At 35.4% G+C, this 23,567-nt stretch carries 25 protein-coding genes; 19 read left to right on the top strand and 6 right to left on the bottom strand.

The genetic code is table 11. The features are described 5' to 3' along the window. Window positions 1–61: 61 nt before the first annotated feature. From LKL37_RS07850 to LKL37_RS07835, 4 genes are all read left to right on the top strand, one after another. Complete coding sequence (locus tag LKL37_RS07850) at window positions 62–316, top strand: DUF1294 domain-containing protein (RefSeq protein WP_431609997.1); 255 nt, start codon at window positions 62–64, stop codon at window positions 314–316. Between the two features lie 89 nt (window positions 317–405). Then, the gene (locus LKL37_RS07845; protein WP_431609996.1) at window positions 406–612 is read left to right on the top strand and encodes a bacteriocin-like protein; all 207 of its coding nucleotides are present in this window, start codon (window positions 406–408) and stop codon (window positions 610–612) included. Between the two features lie 136 nt (window positions 613–748). Then, window positions 749–2,554, top strand: a complete 1,806-nt coding sequence (gene typA, locus LKL37_RS07840) for a translational GTPase TypA (RefSeq protein WP_431609995.1) — start codon at window positions 749–751, stop codon at window positions 2,552–2,554. Between the two features lie 129 nt (window positions 2,555–2,683). After that, window positions 2,684–4,300, top strand: a complete 1,617-nt coding sequence (locus tag LKL37_RS07835; RefSeq protein ID WP_431609994.1) for a glycoside hydrolase family 10 protein — start codon at window positions 2,684–2,686, stop codon at window positions 4,298–4,300. Window positions 4,301–4,313: 13 nt separating this feature from the next. On the opposite strand, the gene LKL37_RS07830 is transcribed toward LKL37_RS07835, so the two are convergent. Beyond that, window positions 4,314–4,472 carry a hypothetical protein gene (locus tag LKL37_RS07830; RefSeq protein WP_431609993.1) on the bottom strand — a complete coding sequence of 53 codons (159 nt, stop codon included), beginning with the start codon at window positions 4,470–4,472 and terminating at the stop codon, window positions 4,314–4,316. A gap of 135 nt (window positions 4,473–4,607) precedes the next feature. Between LKL37_RS07830 and LKL37_RS07825 the strand changes: the two genes are divergently transcribed. The 4 genes from LKL37_RS07825 to ychF all read left to right on the top strand — a co-directional run bounded on the left by LKL37_RS07825 (window position 4,608) and on the right by ychF (window position 7,347). After that, window positions 4,608–4,985 (top strand): hypothetical protein, encoded by a 378-nt coding sequence (locus LKL37_RS07825; protein ID WP_431609992.1) that lies wholly within the window; start codon window positions 4,608–4,610, stop codon window positions 4,983–4,985. 5 nt (window positions 4,986–4,990) lie between these two features. Next, window positions 4,991–5,359, top strand: coding sequence for a hypothetical protein (locus tag LKL37_RS07820; protein WP_431609991.1), 369 nt, complete (start codon window positions 4,991–4,993; stop codon window positions 5,357–5,359). Between the two features lie 165 nt (window positions 5,360–5,524). After that, on the top strand, window positions 5,525–6,076 hold the full coding sequence (locus LKL37_RS07815; protein WP_105703651.1) for a ferritin: 552 nt from the start codon (window positions 5,525–5,527) through the stop codon (window positions 6,074–6,076). 179 nt (window positions 6,077–6,255) lie between these two features. Then, complete coding sequence (gene ychF / locus LKL37_RS07810; protein WP_431609990.1) at window positions 6,256–7,347, top strand: redox-regulated ATPase YchF; 1,092 nt, start codon at window positions 6,256–6,258, stop codon at window positions 7,345–7,347. Window positions 7,348–7,455: 108 nt separating this feature from the next. On the opposite strand, the gene LKL37_RS07805 is transcribed toward ychF, so the two are convergent. The 4 genes from LKL37_RS07805 to LKL37_RS07790 are packed head-to-tail and all read right to left on the bottom strand — an operon-like array spanning window position 7,456 to window position 8,363. Next, window positions 7,456–7,713, bottom strand: a complete 258-nt coding sequence (locus tag LKL37_RS07805) for a bacteriocin (RefSeq protein WP_431609989.1) — start codon at window positions 7,711–7,713, stop codon at window positions 7,456–7,458. A 22-nt stretch (window positions 7,714–7,735) separates the two neighbouring features. After that, the gene (locus tag LKL37_RS07800; protein ID WP_431609988.1) at window positions 7,736–7,894 is read right to left on the bottom strand and encodes a hypothetical protein; all 159 of its coding nucleotides are present in this window, start codon (window positions 7,892–7,894) and stop codon (window positions 7,736–7,738) included. A 31-nt stretch (window positions 7,895–7,925) separates the two neighbouring features. After that, entirely contained in the window at window positions 7,926–8,141 is a 216-nt protein-coding gene (locus LKL37_RS07795) for a hypothetical protein (protein WP_431609987.1), read from the bottom strand. Between the two features lie 30 nt (window positions 8,142–8,171). After that, on the bottom strand, window positions 8,172–8,363 hold the full coding sequence (locus LKL37_RS07790; protein ID WP_431609986.1) for a hypothetical protein: 192 nt from the start codon (window positions 8,361–8,363) through the stop codon (window positions 8,172–8,174). Between the two features lie 290 nt (window positions 8,364–8,653). On the opposite strand from LKL37_RS07790, the gene LKL37_RS07785 reads away from it, so the two are divergent. From LKL37_RS07785 to LKL37_RS07775, 3 genes are all read left to right on the top strand, one after another. Continuing rightward, entirely contained in the window at window positions 8,654–9,592 is a 939-nt protein-coding gene (locus LKL37_RS07785; protein WP_431609985.1) for a helix-turn-helix domain-containing protein, read from the top strand. Between the two features lie 89 nt (window positions 9,593–9,681). Next, window positions 9,682–10,446 carry an SDR family NAD(P)-dependent oxidoreductase gene (locus LKL37_RS07780; RefSeq protein WP_431609984.1) on the top strand — a complete coding sequence of 255 codons (765 nt, stop codon included), beginning with the start codon at window positions 9,682–9,684 and terminating at the stop codon, window positions 10,444–10,446. Between the two features lie 597 nt (window positions 10,447–11,043). Beyond that, window positions 11,044–12,561: a tail fiber domain-containing protein gene (locus LKL37_RS07775; protein WP_431609983.1), complete on the top strand. Its 1,518-nt coding sequence runs from the start codon at window positions 11,044–11,046 to the stop codon at window positions 12,559–12,561. Between the two features lie 102 nt (window positions 12,562–12,663). On the opposite strand, the gene LKL37_RS07770 is transcribed toward LKL37_RS07775, so the two are convergent. Beyond that, on the bottom strand, window positions 12,664–13,812 hold the full coding sequence (locus tag LKL37_RS07770) for a methionine aminotransferase (RefSeq protein ID WP_431609982.1): 1,149 nt from the start codon (window positions 13,810–13,812) through the stop codon (window positions 12,664–12,666). A 207-nt stretch (window positions 13,813–14,019) separates the two neighbouring features. Between LKL37_RS07770 and LKL37_RS07765 the strand changes: the two genes are divergently transcribed. From LKL37_RS07765 to LKL37_RS07730, 8 genes are all read left to right on the top strand, one after another. Further along, window positions 14,020–14,556 (top strand): DUF2867 domain-containing protein, encoded by a 537-nt coding sequence (locus tag LKL37_RS07765; RefSeq protein WP_431609981.1) that lies wholly within the window; start codon window positions 14,020–14,022, stop codon window positions 14,554–14,556. 228 nt (window positions 14,557–14,784) lie between these two features. Next, complete coding sequence (locus LKL37_RS07760) at window positions 14,785–16,671, top strand: DNA topoisomerase IV subunit B (protein WP_431609980.1); 1,887 nt, start codon at window positions 14,785–14,787, stop codon at window positions 16,669–16,671. Window positions 16,672–16,850: 179 nt separating this feature from the next. Next, window positions 16,851–17,258 (top strand): hypothetical protein, encoded by a 408-nt coding sequence (locus tag LKL37_RS07755; protein ID WP_431609979.1) that lies wholly within the window; start codon window positions 16,851–16,853, stop codon window positions 17,256–17,258. Window positions 17,259–17,266: 8 nt separating this feature from the next. Then, the gene (locus LKL37_RS07750) at window positions 17,267–19,852 is read left to right on the top strand and encodes a DNA gyrase/topoisomerase IV subunit A (protein WP_431609978.1); all 2,586 of its coding nucleotides are present in this window, start codon (window positions 17,267–17,269) and stop codon (window positions 19,850–19,852) included. Window positions 19,853–19,858: 6 nt separating this feature from the next. Next, the gene (locus tag LKL37_RS07745; protein WP_431609977.1) at window positions 19,859–20,512 is read left to right on the top strand and encodes a rhomboid family intramembrane serine protease; all 654 of its coding nucleotides are present in this window, start codon (window positions 19,859–19,861) and stop codon (window positions 20,510–20,512) included. A 32-nt stretch (window positions 20,513–20,544) separates the two neighbouring features. After that, a complete protein-coding gene (locus LKL37_RS07740) occupies window positions 20,545–21,633 on the top strand; it encodes a helix-turn-helix domain-containing protein (RefSeq protein WP_431609976.1) in 1,089 nt (362 codons plus the stop codon). A 158-nt stretch (window positions 21,634–21,791) separates the two neighbouring features. Then, the gene (locus LKL37_RS07735; RefSeq protein ID WP_431609975.1) at window positions 21,792–22,577 is read left to right on the top strand and encodes an SDR family NAD(P)-dependent oxidoreductase; all 786 of its coding nucleotides are present in this window, start codon (window positions 21,792–21,794) and stop codon (window positions 22,575–22,577) included. After that, window positions 22,523–23,563 carry an NAD-dependent epimerase/dehydratase family protein gene (locus LKL37_RS07730; RefSeq protein ID WP_431609974.1) on the top strand — a complete coding sequence of 347 codons (1,041 nt, stop codon included), beginning with the start codon at window positions 22,523–22,525 and terminating at the stop codon, window positions 23,561–23,563. The genes LKL37_RS07735 and LKL37_RS07730 overlap by 55 nt, the downstream gene beginning before the upstream one ends. Window positions 23,564–23,567 lie beyond the last annotated feature (4 nt).

The following is a 23,567-nucleotide window of genomic DNA, read 5'->3' as shown; positions in this document are numbered from 1 at the left end:
AATTTAAAACATTAAGATCATATTAAGATTAAGCTTTATTTTTGCATCAAAATAATTGAGTATGATTCCTTTTCTTTTGATAATCAACCTTATTACATTTTGTATTTTTGGTTTTGATAAATGGCAAGCCAAAAAAAATCAATGGCGAATATCAGAAAATACACTTCTTGGAATTTCTCTGCTAGGCGGAATTATTGGAGCCGCTTCCGGAATGATTCTCTTCAATCATAAAGTTTCCAAAAAATCCTTTCTCATGAAATTTATCCTTGTTGTCTTAATTGATCTGGTTGTGTTTTACAGATTGATAAGATATTGAAATTGTAAATGTTAAATGTTTTAATAATATATTTTTGTGTGTGTTTTTTTTATATTTTTATCAGGCTAATAACAAATAAACAAAACAACATGAGAAATCTTAGAAAAATTTCCAGAACAGAGATGAAATCAGTTCAGGGAGGAATTGCAAAAGGAATGGTAAAGTGTAAGGATCCCAATACATGTATCGTGAAATGGGGTTGGGGAACAGGATTCTCCAGCAATTGTGGTGAGTTCGACATTATTTGTGGAGAACCGCCTGCAGTAGATCCTTGCGAAATAATAATATGTGCATAATAGTTTAAAGAGTGTTTTTTGAACACTCTTTTTTTATTATCCTGTCAATAAGTATTTTAAACAAAATATTAAATATTTGTATAACTAAATATTTTTTCATTAAAATTCACTACTTTTGCACCCGTAAAAATCTTTTATGCAAAACATTAGAAATATTGCGATTATCGCACACGTTGACCACGGAAAGACGACTTTGGTTGACAAGATCATTCACGCTACCAACATTTTCAGAGAAAATCAGGAGAGTGGGGAGTTAATTATGGATAACAACGATCTTGAAAGAGAAAGAGGGATCACAATCTTATCCAAGAATATTTCTGTTACTTATAAAGACACAAAAATTAACGTAATTGATACTCCTGGTCACGCCGATTTTGGTGGAGAAGTAGAAAGAGTATTGAAAATGGCTGATGGGGTTATTTTGTTAGTGGATGCGTTTGAAGGACCAATGCCACAAACAAGATTTGTACTACAGAAAGCATTGGAACTAGGATTGAGACCATTAGTGGTTATCAATAAAGTAGATAAACCAAACTGTCGTCCGGACGAAGTTCATGATAAAGTATTCGACTTGTTCTTCAACCTTGAGGCTACAGAAGAGCAATTGGATTTCCCTACATTCTACGGATCTTCAAAACAAGGATGGTTCAATACTTCATTAGAACAAACTGAAGATATCTTACCATTATTAGATGGTATTTTACAATATGTTCCTGAACCGAAAATAACGGAAGGAAACCTTCAGATGCAGATTACTTCTCTTGACTTCTCTTCTTTCTTAGGAAGAATTGCAATCGGGAAAGTAACAAGAGGAGAGATCAAAGAATCTCAGTGGATCGGTCTTGCTCAGGCAGATGGTAAAATTGTAAAAGGAAAAGTAAAAGAACTTTACGTTTTCGAAGGATTAGGAAAGAAAAAAGTAACTGAAGTAAAAGCAGGAGATATCTGTGCTGTAGTAGGTTTTGATGCTTTCCAGATTGGTGATTCTTTCGTTGATCTTGAAAATCCTGAACCATTGGAAAGAACAGCAATTGATGAGCCTACGCTGAACATGACGTTCTCTATCAACAATTCACCTTTCTTCGGTAAAGACGGTAAATATGTTACTTCTAACCACCTGAAAGAAAGATTGACAAAAGAATTAGAGAAAAACCTTGCATTAAGAGTTCAGCAGACTGATGATGCAAACACGTTCTTGGTATTTGGTAGAGGTATTCTTCACTTATCGGTTTTGATCGAAACAATGAGAAGAGAAGGGTACGAAATGACCATTGGTCAGCCGCAGGTTATCTTCAAAGAAATTGATGGTGAAAAATGTGAGCCTTACGAATCTTTGGTTGTTGATGTTCCTGAAGAATTTGCTTCAAGAGTTATCGACTTGGCAACTCAGAGAAAAGGTGACCTTCATATCATGGAAACTAAAGGTGAAATGCAGCACATGGAGTTCGAAATTCCTTCAAGAGGTTTGATCGGACTACGTTCTCAGATGTTAACTGCTACTGCTGGTGAAGCTATTATGGCACACCGTTTCACAGAATATAAGCCTTTCAAAGGAACTATCCCTGGAAGAAATAATGGTGTTTTGATCAGCAAAACTACAGGTCCTGCTACAGAATATTCTATTGCTAAATTACAGGACAGAGGTAAGTTCTTTGTTGATCCGGGTGAGGAAATCTATACAGGAATGATCATTGGTGAACAAAACAAACCAGGAGATTTGGTAGTAAACATCGTAGAAGCGAAACAGTTGAACAACATGAGAGCTTCAGGAAAAGATAAAGATACAGGTGTTGCTCCAAAAATCTTATTCTCTCTTGAAGAGTGTATGGAATACATCCAGGGTGATGAAGCGATCGAGGTAACTCCAAACTTCATCCGTATGAGAAAGAAAATCCTTTCTGAAGAAGAAAGAAAAAGAGTTGAAAGAGGAGCAAAAGCTTAATCTAAAATTCTTAAAATATAATAAAGCCTCGATTTTCGGGGCTTTTTTTCTATGCCAACCCATTAAAATGCTTATTTTGGCATAATAATCTCTAAGAATAAAAATAAATTTTAATGTAGTTTTGTGACTATGAGAATGAATAAATTAAAACTTATCGTTTTATTGGGCCTCTTTGCTTCTTACACCACCTCATGTTCTGTACAGAATAATGTTGTAAAAACACCTTCCACAAAGAACCCGACAAAACCCACCAACAATACAACTCCACCAAAAGTACCTGTCGTAACAACAAAACCAACTACAGGAACTACTTCCTCAACTGATGAAAATTTCAGAACCAACCTTCCGGAAATCAAAAGAGAATTCCGTGGTGCATGGATTGCGAGTGTAGCCAATATCAACTGGCCTTCAAGAAATGACCTTACGGTGGAACAACAGAAAGCAGAAGCTATCAGTATGCTTGATATGCTGAAAGATAACAATTTCAATGCAGCTATTTTCCAGATCAGACCTTCTGCAGATGCACTTTACACAAGTAATATCGAACCTTGGTCATATTTTCTGACCGGAGAAACGGGAACTGCTCCTTCTCCAAATTATGACCCACTTCAGTTTTGGATTGAAGAAGCCCATAAAAGAGGCTTGGAACTCCATGTCTGGTTAAATCCTTACCGTGCACACCACACCAACGGCGGTGCTGTGAATAGCCTGTCAATGGCTAATAAGCTGTCTGATATTGTGATAAGATTAAAGAACGGAATGTACTGGTTTGATCCGGCTAATCCGAAAACACAGGGGCACGTTTCCAATGTGGTGAAAGATATTGTAAAAAGATATGATATTGATGCTGTGCATTTCGACGATTATTTCTACCCTTATGCTACTTACAATAAAGGGGCAGATTTCCCAGATAATGCAACATGGAATGCTTATGTAAGCAGCGGAGGTACATTATCCAGAGCAGATTGGAGAAGAGATAACGTGAATAAATTTGTAGAAAGAATCTATAAAGAAATTCACGCAGAAAAAAATAACGTAAGATTCGGGATCAGCCCGTTCGGAATATGGAAGCCTGGATATCCTGCAGGAGTTGTAGGTTCCTCTCAATATGACGAATTATATGCAGATGCTAAATTATGGCTAAATAAGGGCTGGGTAGATTACTTTTCACCGCAGCTTTACTGGCCTGTTGATTCCAAAGGACAAAGTTTTGAAGCGCTGTTGAGCTGGTGGCAGTCTGAAAATACAATGAACCGTCACTTATGGCCAGGATTGAATACCGTTGAAATTAAAGTATCAGACCGTCCGTCGGAAATCAAAAACCAGATTGCGATTTCAAGAAATATCCTGAAAAATGATGCCGGAGAAATTCACTGGAGTATTGCCGGGCTTACCAAAAACCCGAACATGCTTCCTGCTTTGAAAAACGGACCATACAATGAAAAAGCATTAGTTCCGAAATCTCCGTGGATAAAGGCTGTTCCATTGCAGACACCTACTTTGTTTATTTCCGACAACGGAAGCTTTGCACAGACAAGCTGGAGTACAAAAAACGCTGCTGATGTTTTCCATTGGGTACTTTTTATCCAATATAACGGAGTGTGGCAAACAGAAATTTTGACACTGGATACTCTTTCAAAAGACATTCCTAAATTTAAAGACGGTAAAAAACTGAACGCAGTTGCAATCAAAGCCATCGACAGATTAGGAAATGAAAGTGATTATATGGCTAAGAAGATCAAATAAAATGCAACAGGAATTAAGAACGGAAGGAACCGTTTAAATTTTGTAACCATAAAAAGGGTTTGACTTTAAAACAGTCAGGTCCTTTTTTTATTTTTTTTGAATTCTGAAAACTATTTTCTGCTGCTTTTACAGCTTCAGGAAATTGAGTGTGTTTTTGTGTTCTGAAAATCATTTAGTTGTGTTTTATGTAGACACTTTGTAGACATCAGATAATGTAGCCTGTAGTAATTCTGTAGAGGATAAATGATCATATGTTTGAAAGGATTCATGCAATTTTATACCAGAGAATTTTAATAACATAACAGAAATGATTTTTATTAGCAGGACTACCGTATATCCTTTTCATCTTCATACAGAAGTGCTGCCTTCAGGTGTGTCTGACGGAAAGCATCTTAATATTAGTTTTTACCAGAGCTATGCAGCCATGTTTTGGGGAAAAGTTCCAAGTAATACGATTGGGAAGAAATATGCAGTAGTAAAGGATATTGATACAGGGAAAATACTTACCATCGACGAATGGCCTCACGAGGTGAAAGAATATTTTGAAAAAGAAAAAATAAAATACAGACTGCCTTTCCGGATCCGTTTCGGGTGGATGTGGATATTGTTGGGGGCATTCCTTTTCATTACTGCTTTATTTGCCTTTCTGATTATATATCTGATGATCATAACCCCTAAAAAATAATTGATATGGAAGAAAATGAAGAACTATCCCGTTACAATGGAGATTCTCAAAACAACAGAGAAGCTTTACAGAAAATAAAATCAAAAGCGCAAAGCAATGTACTGATATTCGGAATTATCATTGCCTTTTTTCTTTACGCAGGAATTAAAATCCTGATAGATATATCTGCATTGGAAAGTACTTACAGCTCCAGTGTCCCGGAATCTGAGATCCGGTTTATATTCAAATCCGAACTTATGTACGGTATCTTTTCTGTAATAGGAAAATGGGGATGTTTCGGATTCTTCCTGATTCTTTCCATATTGGTATATTGGGTTAAAATAAAAGGAAACCTGAAAACCATTAAAGAATGTAATGCTTTGATCGGACAATAGCAGAATCTGCTTCATTAGATATTTTAGAATAATTACAGATTGTTGGTTTAAATCATTGAAAAACAATTGGTTTATGTTGTTTGTGAATTAGGTTTTATTTAAAATGAAAGCTTTATCGGAATCATTTTTGCATGATCAGTATCATAATCACCAAAATATAACATTATGAATACTAAAAGACTTTCCGCAAAAATGGAAAAAGCACTTAGTGACCAGATGAACAAGGAGATTCATGCATCACACATTTTTTTATCTTATGGAATTTGGGCCGACGATAAAGGCTATCAGGGAATTGCTAATTTCCTTTACCGTCATTCTCAGGAAGAAAGAAATCATTCTATCAAATTCATGGAATATATTTTAAACCGGGGCGGAAAACCTAAAGTAAACGCTATTCCAGCACCTCCGGCTGACCCTAAAACACTCACAGCCTGTTTTGACGGGGTCTTTAAACATGAAGTAGATAATACAACTGCTATTTACAATATTGTAGATCTTTCCATGGAAGAAAAAGACTGGGCGACCTGGAACTTTATGCAGTGGTTTGTACAGGAACAGATTGAAGAAGAGACATTAGCTCAAAACTTAATTGATAAATTGAAAATCGCAGGTGGCGACAGGGCTACTGACGAATCATTATTTACTTTAGATAAAACTTTACAGGAAGCACCGAATGATGTTCCGCTGGCTCAGAATGCTACCGGAAACAATCCATAAAACATCCGGTGAAACCATACCTTTTGAAAATCTGTCAGAATGCTGACAGATTTTTTTATTATGAAACTCTCTCAAAAATCACTATCTTTGCACACTCGTAATTCAAGGTTCTAAGCTCAATGTTTAAAGTTGATCAAACCTTGGGTTACCCCTAAACCTTAAACTTTGAATTTTACAATATGAAATGTGGAATCGTAGGCCTGCCGAATGTAGGTAAATCAACTCTTTTTAACTGTCTGAGTAATGCAAAAGCTCAATCAGCAAACTATCCTTTCTGTACTATTGAACCGAACCTTGGAACGGTTTCTGTACCGGATCAGAGATTGTTTGAACTGGAGAAAATTGTAAAACCTGAGAGAGTTTTACCAGCTGTAGTTGAGATTGTTGATATTGCAGGTCTTGTAAAAGGTGCCAGCAAAGGAGAAGGATTGGGGAACCAGTTCTTGGCTAATATCCGCGAATGTGAAGCGATTATTCACGTTTTAAGATGTTTTGACAACGGAAATATCATTCACGTAGAAGGTTCCGTAGATCCGTTAAGAGATAAAGAAATTATTGATATAGAGCTTCAGCTGAAAGACCTTGAAACAGTAGGAAAGGCGGTTGAGAAAGCTAAAAAATTCATTAAGTCTGGGAAGAAAGAAGATATCCTTACTTACGAAACGCTTCAGAATTTACAGAAATTCCTTGAAGACGGTAAAAATGCAAGAGAATTTGCAACTGATGACTTTACAAAATCAATTATCGGAGAAGTTCAGTTGTTGACTAATAAGCCTGTGCTTTACGTTTGTAACGTAGATGAGAATTCTATCAAAAACGGAAATGACTGGATTGGTAAAATTGAAGAGATGGCTAAGAATGAAGGAGCTGAAGTAGTTGTTTTAGCGGCACAAATAGAAGCAGATATCAATGAGCTTGAGACTTTCGAAGAAAGAGAAATTTTCCTTGATGAGCTGGGACTTACTGAGCCGGGAGTTAACCGTTTGATCAGAAAAGCTTACGACCTTCTAAAACTTCAGACGTATTTTACTGCTGGAGTAAAAGAAGTAAGAGCATGGACTATCGGACAGGGATGGACAGCTCCGCAAGCTGCAGGAGTAATCCACACAGACTTTGAAAAAGGATTTATCCGTGCAGAAGTAATCAAGTATAATGATTATATCACGTATGGTTCTGAAGTAAAGATAAAAGAAGCAGGGAAACTTTCTGTAGAAGGTAAAGAATATATTGTACAGGATGGCGACATCATGCACTTCAGATTCAACGTATAAGAAAAGTATTAAAGTTAGTTATAATAAAAGGCGCTTCCATGTATTTGGAAGCGCTTTTTGCTTAGAATATAAGAATAAAACCGCTTCCTTGAGGGGAAGCGGTTTATATTATTGAATGGGTGGTTCTAAATTAGGCCAGCAGGGTGGTTCTGTACAATTGAAAGAAATGGTAGAACAAGTTGATCCGTTTGGCATACAGATTTGGGTAAATCCAGGACGGCATTGAGGTTCGTAACAAGACGGATGAATTTGTGCACATACCTTACCACCAAGTCCGTGCGTAGTGCATATCATTACCCCTCCCTTAATGGTTTTCAGCTCTTTTTTATTGAGTTTCTTTCCATTATTTAAGTGTTGTTTTTTCATTCGTTATAGTTTTTAGTACTTACTACAATTCAATACCAGGTTGGCATTGTAGTTCTGCACAGGCAAAAGAAATTCTTTTACAAGTAAGATCAGGAAGCAGGCACATTTCTTTTCCACCAGTAATGACTCTTAATTGCTTTTTGTTCAATTTTTTTCCGTGATTTAAATCTTGATTTTTCATAATGATTGGTTTTAAATGATTGGTGATTTAATTACAACTCAATAGGTCCGGGATCTTGCGGTCTGCAAATTTTTTGAGCACAGCCTATAGAAATTGTTGTACAGTTTCTAATGTCTCCTGGTGGATAAGTTTCACAAGGAAACTCTGTACATAAAATCGGTTCCATACAATTTAACATCCCTCCGTGAATAGACTTTAATTCTTGCTTGTTAAGTCTTTTACCTTTGCTTAAATCTAGTTTTTTCATAGTATTTTGTTTATGAAAATTATACGATTATTATAATTGTGGTCTGCACTCTTTTTGAGCACATTTTGGAGAAATAATAGTACATCCGTATGGATCAGAAGAAGGCTCACATGGTGGAGTAGGACATAGAACTGGCTCAGCACAGTTAATAAGACCTCCTTGGATAGTTCTTAATTGCTTTTTGTTCAATTTTTTTCCGATTTGATTGATTTGATTTTTCATAGGTTTGATTTTTAATGAATTGATTTTAACGAAAATAATAAAAATAAATGAAATATATCACGATGTTTAGATAAATTAAAGAATTATTTCAATAATGTATAGCGATATTGATAATGAAATTTAAATTAAATGAATAAATCTGCTGAAGTTTCAATACATTAATGGATATTTAATTTTTTAATTTATTTTACTGGTATTTCAGAAATTTTATGCTCTGGCGGTAATCTTCTATCATTTTAAAACAGGTTGTTTCATAAGTTTGTATATTTGAATTTTACAAATCATCTGCGATGGAAAAAGTAATACATACTTCACTGGAAGATTTCTATAAAGAAATGGCTGCCAAACTAGGTAAAGACCTTGAAAGTATTTTTCCGAAAGGTCTTCATAAAGACATTGGACACTTTAATGTTTTTGATATAAGGCAGACTATTGAAAGAGTAAGAAATACTTCAGAAATGCCCTATAACAGAAGAAAGTACTACAAAATAAGTCTTATCAGAGGAAAAAACAGGGCCGAATATGCAGACAAAATAATTTCGATAAAACAAAATGCTTTGTTGTTTGCTACCCCAAAAGTTCCTTACCATTGGGTACCGGAAGACCCTGATCAGTCGGGAAGTTTCTGTGTGTTTACAGAAGATTTTTTTATCAAGACACAATCCAGATTTTCATTGGAAGACCTGCCTATTTTTCAGCCAGGTAATATTCCGGTGTTTGAAATTGATGATGAGCTGGCAGATGAAATAGAAATTCTGTTTACCAAAATAAAAAAAGAAATTGCTTCCGATTATATTTTCAAATATGACCTGATTAGAAATTATGTGCTTGAACTGATTCATTATGGACAGAAATTGCAGCCCGCGGGCAAACTTTCAGCTTCAAATGATGCTTCGCTAAGGGTTGTATCATTGTTTATTGAACTCCTTGAAAGACAGTTTCCAATCGAATCCTCAGATCAGAGATTACAGCTGAAAACAGCAAAGGATTACGCTGACAGATTAGCTGTTCATGTAAATTATTTAAATAAAAAGTTAAAGGAAAGTACGGGGAAAACAACTACTGAATTTATTTCAGACCGTATTATTCAGGAAGCTAAAATTCTCTTAAGACAGACCAAATGGAATGTTTCGGAGGTTTCTTATGCACTGGGTTTTGAAGAAATAGCCCATTTCTCCAATTTCTTTAAAAGGAAAACCTCATTTACACCCATGGAATTTCGTTCCTGATTTGAATTTTGCAAATTTCAGATTGATTCAAGCAAATACTTCATTCTGAAAATAAACCAACTTTGTACCATCAAAATAATCAAAATACAATGAACACAAAAACAAAAATTGCGTTAGTAACAGGCGGAAGCCGTGGATTGGGAAAAAATTCAGCACTTAAAATAGCTCAAAAAGGATTAGACGTCATCATTACTTACAGAAGCAACAAAGAGGAGGCAGAAGCAGTTGTAAATGAGGTCAAATCAATGGGAAGAAATGCTATTGCTTTTCAGCTGGATACAAAAGATATAAAAAGTTTTGATGCTTTTGTAAATGAAGTAACAGATCACTTACAGCAGAATACAGGGAGTACACATATTGATTATCTTGTCAATAATGCAGGAACAGCTTTGTATTCACCAATTACGGAAGTGACGGAAGAACAGCTGGATGATGTGGTAGATATCCACTTTAAAGGAGTATTTTTCCTGACTCAGAAATTATTGCCGTTTATCAATGACGGAGGAGGAATTATCAATGTGTCTTCAGGACTGGCAAGATTCGCAACCCCAGGATCTTCTATTTATGGATCAATCAAAGCCGGAGTAGAAATGCTTACAAAATATATGGCTAAAGAACTAGGGGCAAGAAAGATTAAGGCTAATGTTGTAGCTCCGGGAGCTATTGAAACAGATTTTGGAGGTGGAAGAGTAAGAGACAATGAAGAGATCAATGCCATGGTAGCAGGTGCCACAGCTCTTGGAAGAGTAGGACTGCCTGATGATATCGGTGGAGTAGTAGCTTTTCTTTGTACTGAAGACGCAGGATGGATCAACGGACAGAGAATTGAAGTTTCTGGAGGAATGTTTTTATAATATCATTCTTTGATAATCAATTTGAGTTCTTACTCACAAAAAACGTATCTGGTATGATACGTTTTTTTTGTAATAATTCCGCAATTTCTATTTTAAAAATAACCAATAAAGTACGAAAGTAGATAAGTGTTTTTTAAAAAGAATACCGGTATGGATTGATGGAAATGGCAATTAAAATCTCATCATAATTTATAATGGAAAGCTCTCGATTTTCTTCTATGTGTGTTTTTAATGAAAATATTATTTAAACACGGTTTTTTTGTATTGATAATCAGTGTGTTAGTAAAGCGTTGTATTGGTGTTGTATGTTGGGTTTCAAGCGTGATGTGTATTTGATGTATCGTATTTTTCTGTGTATTGAGCGGTAATTTTCACCTTTGTCAAAATTTTTTCAATCAACAACTATCTTTTCTCTGATGTATTATCGAGATATATAAAGTTTGATAAATTAATACTTTATTCTATCCGGTTTTTAAATATAACAAATAAAAGTTGTAGTTGAGGAAAAATAACAGTAATAATTAAAAACACATTTTAAAGATGAAAAAGAAAAACACAGTTTCTCTATTAGCATTGGCATTGCTATCACCCGCAGTAATGTATTCACAAATCGGTGTTCATACATCAAATCCCCAAGGAACTTTTCACGTAGATGGAGCAAAGGATAATCCTGCTTCCGGAACACCTTCAGCAGCTCAGCAAAATAATGATATGGTTCTGCAGCAAAACGGAAACTTTGGTTTAGGAACTACAGCACCGGAGAATAAATTTCATATTGTAACAACAGGAGCTGTTAACAATAGATATACCATGATAGACGCTCCTAATGGTACTTTGAACAAGGTGATATTGGCGGTAAGAAATACTTCACCAACAGTATCTAATAGTTTATCACTTATTGGTTTTACAAATGCAGGTCCGGACATAGGCGGGGCAAACTGGGGTATTGGATCAATTCGTAATCAAAATAATACTAACGAGGATTTCTTCTTTGGTAATGCTCCAAATGGTAATAACCAAACATTTCTGGAACGCATGAGAATAAAAGATAACGGATATGTAGGTATCAATACTAAAACCCCTGAAAATAGATTTCATATTGTGACAACGGAAGATGTTAACAATAGATATACCATGATAGACGCTCCTAATGGTACTTTGAACAAGGTGATATTGGCGGTAAGAAATACCTCACCAACAGTATCTAATAATTTATCACTTATTGGTTTTACAAATGCAGGTCCTAATATAGGTGGAGCAAACTGGGGTATTGGATCAATCCGTAATCAAGGTAATACCAACGAGGATTTCTTCTTTGGTAATTCTCCAAATGGTAATGACCAAACATTCTACGAACGCATGAGAATAAAAGATAATGGATATGTAGGTATCAATACTAAAACCCCTGAAAACAGATTTCATGTTGTAACATCTGAATATGTGAATAACAGATATACCTTAATAGATGCTCCTAGTGGCAGTATTGACTATCCTATATTGGCTGTTCGAAATACTTCAACTGCATCCGCTGGTAATTTTGCCTTAATTGGTTTTGCAAATGATGGACCTGGTGCAGTCGGAGCAAACTGGGGTATTGGATCTGTACGTAACGGTAAAAATACAGATGAAGATTTCTTTTTTGGCGCTGCACAAGGAGGTCATTATATAGAGCGTATGAGAATTACTGGCTCCGGATCGGTTGGAATTGGAACAAATGCTCCAACCAGCTTACTTTCTGTAAATGGTACAGCAGATAAGCCGGGAGGTGGAAGCTGGGGGACTTTTTCAGATAAAAGGGTGAAAAAAGATATTGAAAGCTTTAAGGATGGTTTAAATGTTATTAACCAATTAAGACCTGTTACTTATAGATATAATGAAAAGTCAGGATATGAGGACCAAAATAAGCAGTATGTAGGTTTTATAGCACAGGAAGTAGAAAAAGTTGCTCCTTATATGGTAAATATAATAGATGATAGTGCGAAAAGTGGTCTTAAGGACAAGAGAGAGTTTGATGAAAGTGCACTTACAAAGATCCTGGTAAATGCTGTGCAACAGCAACAGCTGGAAATAAATCAGCTTAAAAAGGAACTTGCAGAACTTAAAAAGAAAAATTAAGGAAGTAATAGCACTATTTTTATCTGAAGAACATTCGTGTTAATTTAATATATTTAGTAAGGCTGAGGAAAATTCCCTCAGCCTTTTTAATAGAAACAGCTTTTAAATTTTTGATAAATTCTCAATAGCCTTTTCCAAAGTTTCCTGCTTCTTGGCAAAGCATAACCTGATTACATTTTCATTCAGTTTGTTTTTATAGAATGAAGAGAAAGGAACACTGGCAACTTTATGATTAATAGTAAGTTCAGAAGCGAAATCAAAGTCATTTTTATCTGATATTTTATCATATTTTACAGCCTGGAAATAAGTTCCTTCACAATCAAGCAGTTCAAAAGAGGTTCCTGCCAGTCCTTTTCTCAAAAAGTTTCTTTTTTCCTGGAAAAACTGATTCAGGTGGGCATAATGATCTTCGTTTTTCATGTATTCTGCCAAAGCAAGCTGAATAGGTGTATTTACACAGAATACATTAAACTGATGTACTTTCCTGAATTCATCCGTTAAGCTTTTAGGTGCTGCACAATATCCTACTTTCCAGCCGGTAACATGGAAGAGCTTTCCGAAAGAGGCAACAAGCAGACTTCTTTCTTTCAGTTCCGGATATTTGCAGATGCTTAAATGCTGTTTTCCATCAAAAACAATATTCTCATACACTTCATCACTTAAAATAAGAATGGAAGTTCCTTTTACCAGTTGAATAAGCTCTTGTATGTCATTTTCTTTCAGGATTTTTCCTGATGGGTTGTTGGGATTATTAAGAATGATCATTCTGGTCTTGTCACTTACCAGGCTTTTTACAGCTGTCCAGTCGATTTCATAATCCGGAGCTTTCATTTCAAAACGTTTTACAATCCCTCCGAAAAGTTCTACAGTAGGCTCATAACAGTCATACGCCGGTTCAAAAATAATCACTTCATCATCTTTCTTGATAAAAGAAGCGATAGCGGTGAAAATAGCCTGAGTTCCGCCTGCTGTAATAGTTATTTCAGTATCCGGATGATAAACTGCCTGATGGCTGTTTTCGATTTTTCGTGCAATTTCTTCCTTCAGACCGATCATTCCTCCCAGTGGAGCATATTGGTTAAATCCTTTTTTGATAAAATGATCTACATGGCTCAATAGTTCAGGATCAGGCATAAAGTCCGGAAAGCCCTGAGATAGATTGATCGCTTCATTTTCATTGGCAAGTTGGGTCATCTGACTGAAAATAGTAGTTCCAACATTGGAAAGTTTGGACAAAGGAAGTTGTATCATAAAAAAGTTTTGTTGATCGAATTTAATGAAATATTTGAAGCGGTTTGAATTTGAAAGAACAAAAATTATATAAAGTGTAAGTTTACATCTGATGTTAAGATATTTCCAAATAAAACATGACTTTAAACATATGTTTGATTTTATCCTTTGAATCTACAGAAAGATAGCTAAATTTGTTAGGCAGATAACCTATTAAAACAAATAACAATGAAAATTAAAAAGACAGAGTTTCCTGAAGAATCTATATTATCCAAAGGGAAAAAAGATTTTGATTATATTGATAGTTTTGAAGGAGAACTGACGAACAGAGGGAATATTGATATTACAGAAGTTGGAAAAACTTTCTTTACAAGCGTGCCGAAATGGGGAAAGAAAATGTTTGTTTTCAGGAATAATGTAGTCAGATTATTCGGGTTGAAAACCGGTGCTGAGACAGAGAATAAGTTGACGAAGAATGATTTTAAATATGAAGTGGGAGAGCATATAGGACTTTTCAAAGTATTTGATAAAACGAATAATGAAATTATTCTGGGAGAAGATGACAAACATTTGGATTTCAGAGTTTCCCTTTTATTTGACAAAAATAAAGATGATCAGGAAGAAAATTCCCTTACGATATCCACTGCGGTAAAATTTCATAACTGGCTGGGGTTGTTATATTTTTTGCCTGTTCGCCCTTTTCATAAGCTTATTGTTCCTGCTATGCTCAAAAATATTATAGGTAAGCTGGAAAGTACAAGATAAAATGCTTATTGATAAGTATAAAACAAAATTTTTATTATATATGATATATTAACGAAAATTTTAGGATTTAGAATGAGCTTTGATTGCTTTTGTGCTGTGACAAATTTAAATGTCTTAAAATTCTATTACTATTCTCATAGCTGAAGGATGAAGTTAGAAAAAAATGATTTTTAAAATTCGGATAATTTTGGACAATTTTGTATTTTTGTATGTTTGCTGAAATCATATATGTCACAAGAAATAAATCCAACCTACTCCGAAGATAATATCAGAACCCTAGATTGGCAGGAACACATCCGTTTGCGCCCCGGTATGTACATCGGGAAGCTCGGTGATGGTTCTTCTGCTGATGATGGTATTTATATCCTGCTTAAAGAAATTCTTGACAACTCTATTGATGAGTTCAGAATGCGCTCAGGGAAAAGAATTGAAATAAAGCTGGACGACGGTAAAGTTACCATACGTGACTTTGGACGTGGAATCCCGCTGGGAAAAGTCGTAGATGCCGTATCCAAGATGAATACAGGTGGTAAGTACGACAGTAAGGCGTTTAAAAAATCTGTAGGATTGAACGGTGTCGGTACGAAAGCGGTGAACGCCCTTTCAGATTACTTTCGTGTACGATCTTTCCGGGACGGAAAAATGAAAGTTGCAGAGTTCTCCCGCGGTATGATCAAAGAAAACTTTGAGGAAAAAGAAACTTCGGACAGAAATGGTACTGAAATTTCCTTTATTCCAGATGGAGAGATATTCCTGCACTTCAAATACAGAAAAGAGTATATCGAAAGAATGCTCCGCAATTATGCTTATCTGAACCCGGGATTAAAAATTCTTTTCAACGGAGAAACGTATTTTTCTGAAAATGGTCTTAAAGACTTATTGGAAGAAGAACTGGAAAGTGATATACTTTATCCGATTGTTCATTTGAAAGATGAGGATATTGAACTTGCTATTACCCATTCTGACAAATCACAAACAGAAACCTATTTCTCATTTGTTAACGGACAGAACACTACTCAGGGAGGAACGCACCTTAATGCATTTCGTGAAGCGTATGTAAAGACCGTTCGTGAATTTTTTAATAAAAGTTTTGATGCTTCTGACATTAGAAAGTCAATCATAGCAGCGATTTCAATCAATGTAGAAGAACCGGTTTTCGAATCTCAGACCAAAACAAAGTTAGGGTCAAATGATATGGGACCTAACGGACCTACTGTAAGAACATTCATTATTGATTTCCTGAAAAGCAAACTTGACAACTTCTTACACAAGAATCCGGAAATTGCAGAAGCGATCCAAAGAAAAATATTAATTTCTGAACGAGAAAGAAAAGAACTTTCCGGAATCCAGAAACTGGCAAGAGAAAGAGCTAAAAAAGTTTCTCTTCACAATAAAAAACTTCGTGACTGCAGACAGCATTATAACGATCAGAAAGCCGAAAGAAAAGGAGATACACAGATCTTTATTACCGAGGGAGATTCTGCATCAGGATCTATTACAAAGTCAAGAGATGTAGAAACTCAGGCAGTATTTTCACTGAAAGGTAAACCGCTGAACTGCTATGGTCTTACCAAGAAAGTAGTATATGAAAATGAAGAGTTTAATCTTCTTCAGGCTGCTTTGAATATTGAAGAAAGCTTGGAAGATCTGAGATATAATCAGGTGATCATTGCTACCGATGCCGATGTGGATGGTATGCACATCCGATTGCTAATGATTACTTTCTTCCTGCAATTCTTCCCGGATCTGATTAAAAACGGACACCTTTATATTCTTCAAACCCCTTTATTCAGGGTGAGAAATAAAAAGGAAACCAGATATTGTTATTCAGAAGCCGAAAGAGTAAAAGCATTAAATGATTTGGGGAAAAATCCTGAGATCACACGATTTAAGGGATTAGGAGAGATTTCTCCGGACGAATTTAAACATTTCATTGGTAAAGATATCCGTTTAGAACCTGTAGTAATAGGAAAAGACCAGACGATTGATCAGCTTCTGGAATTCTACATGGGGAAAAATACTCCGGACAGACAGACTTTTATTCTTGAAAATCTTGTAGTAGAAGATGATACGGATATTGATAAAAAAGTAATTCATGATGAAATAGAAAATTAGAAAAATAAAAACTTAAAAAACTGCCCGCAAAAAACGATGCGAGAACTGAAAAAAAACACAATTTTGGATGAAGTAGGAAATTATAAAACTTACACAACCCGAAAATTAAAATGAGACTAAGTAACCGTAATAAAATATCAATTTATAACTCTTTAAGCACACTGCTTTTAATGATAGCAATGTTTGGTATAATTGCATTCGCAGCTAATGAATACAGATTTAATGCACTGGGTAAAGAAAGTTATTTATTTATTATTGTTCCCCTGTTGCTGCTGATTATCTTTTATGTCAGCGGAAGGCAGATTTTTGAATATGACAGTGATGGAGAAGCTTTGAATTTTAAAAACAGGAATATTATTCCATTTTTAGACAAACCTCTTCATGATGAATTTCCAAAATACAAGCTTATAAAATATGACATAGTAAGTATTCTCTTTTTCAAAAGATTATACATTACCGTTTCCAGTAAGAATAATGGTTCTACAATGCTGAAGTACCAGATTTCTTATCTGACTAAAAAAGAAGTAAACGATTTAAAACTCTCTCTGAATAAAGTAGTGAAAGCTAATAAAGAGAAAAAAGATTAAAAAAATAAATGACGACAGAAGAACATTCGCATGAGGGTGAAAGCTTAAAGAAAGTTTCCGGTCTATACAAAGACTGGTTTCTGGATTATGCTTCCTATGTAATTTTGGATAGAGCTATCCCTTCGGTGTATGACGGTTTGAAACCCGTTCAGCGAAGAATTATGCATTCTATGCGGGAGCTGGAAGATGGCCGTTACAATAAAGTGGCCAATATCGTGGGAAATACCATGAAATACCACCCCCACGGAGATGCTTCTATTACAGATGCCATGGTGCAGATCGGGCAGAAAGAGTTGTTGATAGATACTCAGGGAAACTGGGGGAATATCTATACAGGAGATTCTGCTGCGGCAGCAAGATATATTGAAGCAAGGCTGACTCCTTTTGCACTGGAAGTCGTATTTAATCCTAAAACCACAGAATGGACCAAGTCTTATGATGGAAGAAATAATGAGCCTGTTGATTTACCGGTAAAATTTCCTTTGCTTTTGGCACAAGGAGTAGAAGGTATTGGGGTAGGGCTTTCTACAAAAATACTTCCGCATAATTTCAATGAGCTTATCAATGCATCCGTAGCCTATTTAAAAGGCAAAAAATTTGAATTGTATCCGGACTTTTTAACAGCCGGATTTTTGGATGTTTCTGAATATAATGACGGTCACAGAGGAGGAAAAGTAAGAGCAAGAGCAAGAATTACCCAGACGGATAAACATACATTGGTGATTTCCGAACTTCCTTATTCTAAAAATACAACCGATCTTATTGATTCTATCCTAAAAGCCAATGAGAAAGGGAAAATCAAAATCAAAAAAATTGAGGATAATACTTCCGATAAAGTAGAAATCCTTATCCATATTCATAATGATGTTTCTCCTGATAAGACGATAGATGCCCTGTATGCATTCACAGACTGTCAGGTGACCATTTCTCCTAATGCCTGTGTCATCGTAGGAGATAAGCCTATGTTTATGAATGTTTCTGATATTCTGAAAATGAATACGGATCATACCGTTTCATTACTGAAGAAAGAACTTGAAATTGAACTTCATGAGCTTCAGGAAAGCTGGCATTTCTCTTCACTGGAAAGAATTTTCATCGAGAACAGGATCTATCATGATATCGAAGAGGTAAAAACGTGGGAAGATGTAATAAAAACCATTGATGCCGGGTTAAAACCTCATACAAAACATCTTTTAAGAGCTGTAACTGAAGAGGATATTCTAAAACTGACCGAGATCAGAATCAAGAGAATTTCAAGATTCGATTTAGATAAATTTAAAGAAAATATTGCATCACTTGAAGGTAAAATAGAACAGGTAAAATACCATCTTGCCAACCTGATTGCGTATGCTATTGACTATTATTTGAATATTCAGAAAAAATACGGTAAAGACAAGCAGAGAAAAACAGAACTTAGAATCTTTGATACCATTGATGCTACAAAAGTAGCGGTAGCCAACGAAAAATTCTATGCCAATTTTGAAGAAGGTTTTATCGGAACATCTCTGAGGAAAGACCAATATCTGTTCGATTGTTCTGATATTGATGATATCATTATTTTCAGAAAAGACGGAAGTATGAAAGTGGTAAAAGTAGAAGCTAAAACATTCGTTGGAAAAGATATTCTGCATGTTGCCATCTGGAAGAAAAACGATAAGAGAACAGTATACAATATGATCTATCGTGAAGGCAGAGAAGGACCATATTACATGAAACGATTCTCTGTAACCGGAGTTACCAGAAATACAGATTATCCGCTGGCTTCAGATAAAAAAGGCTCAGAAACGCTTTATTTTTCAGCAAATCCTAATGGGGAAGCAGAAACAGTAACGGTATTGTTAAAGCCAAATCCAAGAATCAGAAAGAACAAAATGGAGATCAATTTCTCCGATCTCGCCATCAAAGGGCGTGATTCCAAAGGAAACCTGGTGACAAAATATTCGGTAAAGAAAGTAGATATGAAGGAAGAAGGAGTTTCTACTCTGGCACCTAGAAAAATCTGGTTTGATGATACTGTAAGGAGACTGAATGCAGATGTAAGAGGAACATTACTCGGAAGTTTCAAAGGAGATGACAAAATTCTGACAATCAATACCAATGGTGAAGTAAAACTGGTTTCTTTTGACCTTGGCAACCGTTTTGATGATGAATATCTGGTCTTGGAAAAATGGAGACCTGCACAGCCGATTACCTGTATCTATTATGATGGAGAAAAAGACATTTACTTTATCAAGAGATTCTTATTGGAAAATACGGTGAATGTACAGACTTTCATGCCTTCTGAACACCCGAAATCATTCATTGAAAATGTAATCGTTGCCAATGATGTAACTGCAGAAATTATTTTTGCAAAAGATAAAGGAAAAGAACGTGAAGCCGAGACAATAAACATTGATGAATTTATTGCAGTAAAAGGAATAAAAGCAATTGGTAACCAGTTCACGAAGTTCAAAGTAAAAGCAATCAATATTACCATTCCTGAACCGGTAGAAGAAGAGCCTGAAGTGTACGAAGATCCTGAACCTACAGGAGATACGGATGAAGACGGAGGTATCATCGGAGACCTGTTTCAAGGTGATGAATCTGAAAATTAACAAGAAATGAACATTTTAATATTATTTATTGCAATTACAGCTATTATAAGCTTCATCGCTTTTAATAATCCAGCTATTACAGAAAAATATAAATTCAGTGTAGGTGCTATTCTCCAAAAAAAAGAATATATACGGTTGCTTTCATCAGGATTTTTACATGCTGATATTATGCATCTTGTATTCAATATGCTTACATTATATTTCTTTGCACCTATTGTTATTCAGGGGTTTGGAAATATAGGATTTATCATTGTATATCTGGGTGCGATATTACTGGGAAACTTTCTTTCATTATACATTTATCAAAAGCAGCCCTGGTACTCAGCGGTAGGAGCGAGTGGTGGTGTTTCAGGAATTCTTTTTGCTTCCATAGCACTGATTCCTGATCTCAAAATATATCTTTTATTTATTCCGATTGGTATTCCCGGATATATTTTTGGGTTAGTCTATTTCGGGTATTCTGTATATATGATGCTGAATCCCAGAGCACATGATAATATCGGACATGCTGCTCATTTAGGAGGAGCTTTTCTGGGATTATTATATGCTGTGATAAATGCACCGGAACATGCCATGCAAAATGGAATTTATATAGGAATCATGTCACTTCCGTTAATTTATTTAGGATATGAAATTTTTATAAGGAAACGAATAGGATAAAAAGACTATTTTTAATCAAAATATCAAAACCAATGAACACATCAGAGTTAAACAGTTTCATCGTGATACTTATCTATGGTTCATTGGTTTTGCTTTCTCTGCTGAAACTGGCCAATCCTTTACAAGTAAATCATAAAGCCAATTTCTGGTTCGGGATATTTCTGTTTCTGTGGTCTACTTTTTGGCTGGATGAAGTTCTGTTTCTTATTACGGGTTCCACCATAGAGTTTCATTCTCTGTTTTGGGTAAGGTTCATTCAGTTTTTTACGCCCATTGTTTTTTACTTCAGTGTATTGTTCTATACCAACCCTTCTTTTACCTTTAAAATCACTGATCTCAAATTTTTAATACTTCCGGCAGCTTTTCTTTCTTGCCTTATAGTGATCAAACTGGGATATACCGCACCGTTTGACTATCTGAGTGTTATTCTGATCCTGATTCAGGCTCTTTTCTATACCGGACTTTCTTATATTACGATCAGAAAGCACCAGCGGAAGATTCAACAGTTTTCCTCCAATACGGAAGGAATTAATCTGAACTGGCTGGAGTATATCATTCTGGTACTTCTTATGGTGAATATTATCTATGTGATCTATAACTTGTTTTATGATCCAAAATCATTGAATTTCTTTATCAATGCCGTTTTTTTATCTGTTATTTACTGGGTGGGATATTATTCTTTGAAACAAAAGGAAATTTACCCTTTAGAAGAAAAACAAAGACAGGAACTAATCTCTATTGATGAAGATTCCGATCCGGAAGAAGTAAAAAGAAAACTGATTTCCGATGAAGAATTAGTAAAGATTAAAACCTCACTGGAAGGCATCATGGAGGTACAAAAGCCTTATCTTGACAGTGAGCTTAATTTAATCAGGCTGGCTGAAATGTTATCCGTTTCTACTCATCATCTTTCTTATGTCATCAATACAGGCTTTGGAAAGAATTTCTTTCAATATGTGAATGAATTCAGAGTAGATTATGCCAAAAAACTTCTGAAAGAACCCAACAGTAAATTATCCATTTTGGGAATTGCTTATGAATCGGGATTCAATTCTAAGACTTCTTTTAATACTACCTTTAAAAAAGTGACCGGACAGACTCCTTCTGAGTTCAAAAAATAAGTTCCGATTTATAAAGTTTTACTTTTTTTAATTTTAAATAATTGATTTAAAGGTATTTGTTATTTATTTGTCTTTTGTTTAAAAATCAGTTCGTTCAGATAATCCGGAACATTTAAGCCTGCTTTTCAAGATAGCTTTGTACCATAAAATGTAAACTTATGGATACCAAAGAATCATATGCAGTAGTTACGGGAGCAAGCCAGGGACTTGGGAAATCATTCGCTGAAAATCTGGCCAGAAAAAAGATCAATGTCATTCTTGTAAGCCTTCCGGATCAGAATCTCAAAGAATTTTCTCAGGAGCTTGAAGAGCTCTATGAGGTAAAAGTTCATTATTATGAAACAGATCTTTCGGTTCATGAAAATGTGATGAAGCTTACTGAATGGCTCAACCGTTCTTTTGATATTCATATTTTGATCAATAATGCAGGATTGGGCGGAACTAAAAAATTCACAGAAGCCTCTTCGGATTATATCAATACCATTTTGCAGGTGAATGTAGCGGCCACTTCACTGATTACCCATCAGCTGCTTCCTAACCTTTTAAAACAGCCTAAAGCCTATATTCTGAATGTCTCAAGCATGGCAGCCTTTTCTCCTATAGGTTTTAAAACGGTATATCCTGCCTCTAAAAGTTTTATCCACTCATTTTCAAGAGGACTTCATGAAGAACTGAAAGATACCAATGTATTTGTCAGTGTTGTAAATCCTGGAGCGATGAAAACCAATAAGGATGTATCTGAAAGAATAGAAAAGCAAGGTTTTATGGGGAGATTAACGCTTTTAAATCCTGATAAAGTAGCTTCATACTGCATCCGTCAATTGTTTAAAAAAGATTCCGTAATTATGGTGAATCCAATCAGCTGGCTGGTGATGAAAATTTTACCTATATGGATAAAGCTTCCATTGATGACCCAGGCTATAAAAAGAGAGATCGAAGCATGAAAAAAGTTTGTGTAACCGGAGCAACAGGGCTTCTGGGAACTAATGTTATCATTAAATTATTACAAAATGGTTATTCTGTTACTGCTCTGGTGCGCAAGAAAAGCAGCTGGCTGGGCGAAGAAAACGAAAATCTGAAACTGGTGGAGGCGGATCTTTCATCCGATATCTCGGCACAGCTTACTCATATCGACTGTATCATCCATATTGCAGCTGAAACACGCCAAAATCTCATTAATTATGATGAATACAGGAAAGTAAATTATGAGACTGTAGTGAATCTGTTTACTCATGCAGAACTGATGGGTGTAAAAAAGTTTTTGTTTGTGAGTACAGCAAATACCCTGGGATTTGGAAACACGGCGTTCTGGGGAAGTGAAAAAGCACCACAAATTTATCCTTTTACCCATTCATTCTATGCCCAAAGTAAACTGGCAGCTGAAGATTATCTTTTAAAAAACCATAAAAATACAGACGTTATCATCGTTAATCCAACTTTTATGATCGGAGCGCATGACAGCAAACCGAGTTCCGGGAAAATCATCTTTTGGATCTGGAAAAAGAAGCTGGTTTTTTATCCAAAAGGAGGAAAGAATTTCGTACATGTGGAAGATGCCGCAAATGGGATATTAAAAGCTATCGAAAATGGTAGAACTGGTGAAAAATACCTCTTAGCTAATGAAAACCTGAGCTACAGAGAATTTTTTAAGAAAGTAAACCGGGTTTCCGATCAAAATCCTATCATGATAGCCATTCCAAACAGAGTTTTGAGTTTCCTCGGATTAATAGGTGACGGACTGAGACAATTAAACATAAAAACAAATCTCAGTACCTCCAATATGAAAGCTCTGCAGATCTGTAATTATTATTCTAACCGGAAATCAGTAGAGGAGTTGGGTATTCAATATCAATCCGTTGATAAAGCAATCGAAGATGCTGTTCAGTATTTTATTAAAAACCTTGTTAATCATAAAAAAACCAGCTCTTAAAAGC

Source organism: Chryseobacterium sp. 'Rf worker isolate 10' (genome assembly GCF_050753305.1).
Lineage (GTDB): Bacteria > Bacteroidota > Bacteroidia > Flavobacteriales > Weeksellaceae > Chryseobacterium.
Note: the sequence above shows the minus strand (reverse complement) of the source record. Positions and strands in the feature narration are given on the sequence as shown.

What these genes read in the sequence shown, in the direction of transcription:
- LKL37_RS07850 (WP_431609997.1), top strand. Translation starts at nt 62, where the DNA reads ATGATTCCTTTTCTTTTGATAATCAACCTTATTACATTTTGTATTTTT.
- LKL37_RS07845 (WP_431609996.1), top strand. Translation starts at nt 406, where the DNA reads ATGAGAAATCTTAGAAAAATTTCCAGAACAGAGATGAAATCAGTTCAG.
- typA (WP_431609995.1), top strand. Translation starts at nt 749, where the DNA reads ATGCAAAACATTAGAAATATTGCGATTATCGCACACGTTGACCACGGA.
- LKL37_RS07835 (WP_431609994.1), top strand. Translation starts at nt 2,684, where the DNA reads ATGAGAATGAATAAATTAAAACTTATCGTTTTATTGGGCCTCTTTGCT.
- LKL37_RS07830 (WP_431609993.1), bottom strand. Translation starts at nt 4,472, where the DNA reads ATGATTTTCAGAACACAAAAACACACTCAATTTCCTGAAGCTGTAAAA.
- LKL37_RS07825 (WP_431609992.1), top strand. Translation starts at nt 4,608, where the DNA reads ATGATTTTTATTAGCAGGACTACCGTATATCCTTTTCATCTTCATACA.
- LKL37_RS07820 (WP_431609991.1), top strand. Translation starts at nt 4,991, where the DNA reads ATGGAAGAAAATGAAGAACTATCCCGTTACAATGGAGATTCTCAAAAC.
- LKL37_RS07815 (WP_105703651.1), top strand. Translation starts at nt 5,525, where the DNA reads ATGAATACTAAAAGACTTTCCGCAAAAATGGAAAAAGCACTTAGTGAC.
- ychF (WP_431609990.1), top strand. Translation starts at nt 6,256, where the DNA reads ATGAAATGTGGAATCGTAGGCCTGCCGAATGTAGGTAAATCAACTCTT.
- LKL37_RS07805 (WP_431609989.1), bottom strand. Translation starts at nt 7,713, where the DNA reads ATGAAAAAACAACACTTAAATAATGGAAAGAAACTCAATAAAAAAGAG.
- LKL37_RS07800 (WP_431609988.1), bottom strand. Translation starts at nt 7,894, where the DNA reads ATGAAAAATCAAGATTTAAATCACGGAAAAAAATTGAACAAAAAGCAA.
- LKL37_RS07795 (WP_431609987.1), bottom strand. Translation starts at nt 8,141, where the DNA reads ATGAAAAAACTAGATTTAAGCAAAGGTAAAAGACTTAACAAGCAAGAA.
- LKL37_RS07790 (WP_431609986.1), bottom strand. Translation starts at nt 8,363, where the DNA reads ATGAAAAATCAAATCAATCAAATCGGAAAAAAATTGAACAAAAAGCAA.
- LKL37_RS07785 (WP_431609985.1), top strand. Translation starts at nt 8,654, where the DNA reads ATGGAAAAAGTAATACATACTTCACTGGAAGATTTCTATAAAGAAATG.
- LKL37_RS07780 (WP_431609984.1), top strand. Translation starts at nt 9,682, where the DNA reads ATGAACACAAAAACAAAAATTGCGTTAGTAACAGGCGGAAGCCGTGGA.
- LKL37_RS07775 (WP_431609983.1), top strand. Translation starts at nt 11,044, where the DNA reads ATGTATTCACAAATCGGTGTTCATACATCAAATCCCCAAGGAACTTTT.
- LKL37_RS07770 (WP_431609982.1), bottom strand. Translation starts at nt 13,812, where the DNA reads ATGATACAACTTCCTTTGTCCAAACTTTCCAATGTTGGAACTACTATT.
- LKL37_RS07765 (WP_431609981.1), top strand. Translation starts at nt 14,020, where the DNA reads ATGAAAATTAAAAAGACAGAGTTTCCTGAAGAATCTATATTATCCAAA.
- LKL37_RS07760 (WP_431609980.1), top strand. Translation starts at nt 14,785, where the DNA reads ATGTCACAAGAAATAAATCCAACCTACTCCGAAGATAATATCAGAACC.
- LKL37_RS07755 (WP_431609979.1), top strand. Translation starts at nt 16,851, where the DNA reads ATGTTTGGTATAATTGCATTCGCAGCTAATGAATACAGATTTAATGCA.
- LKL37_RS07750 (WP_431609978.1), top strand. Translation starts at nt 17,267, where the DNA reads ATGACGACAGAAGAACATTCGCATGAGGGTGAAAGCTTAAAGAAAGTT.
- LKL37_RS07745 (WP_431609977.1), top strand. Translation starts at nt 19,859, where the DNA reads ATGAACATTTTAATATTATTTATTGCAATTACAGCTATTATAAGCTTC.
- LKL37_RS07740 (WP_431609976.1), top strand. Translation starts at nt 20,545, where the DNA reads ATGAACACATCAGAGTTAAACAGTTTCATCGTGATACTTATCTATGGT.
- LKL37_RS07735 (WP_431609975.1), top strand. Translation starts at nt 21,792, where the DNA reads ATGGATACCAAAGAATCATATGCAGTAGTTACGGGAGCAAGCCAGGGA.
- LKL37_RS07730 (WP_431609974.1), top strand. Translation starts at nt 22,523, where the DNA reads ATGGATAAAGCTTCCATTGATGACCCAGGCTATAAAAAGAGAGATCGA.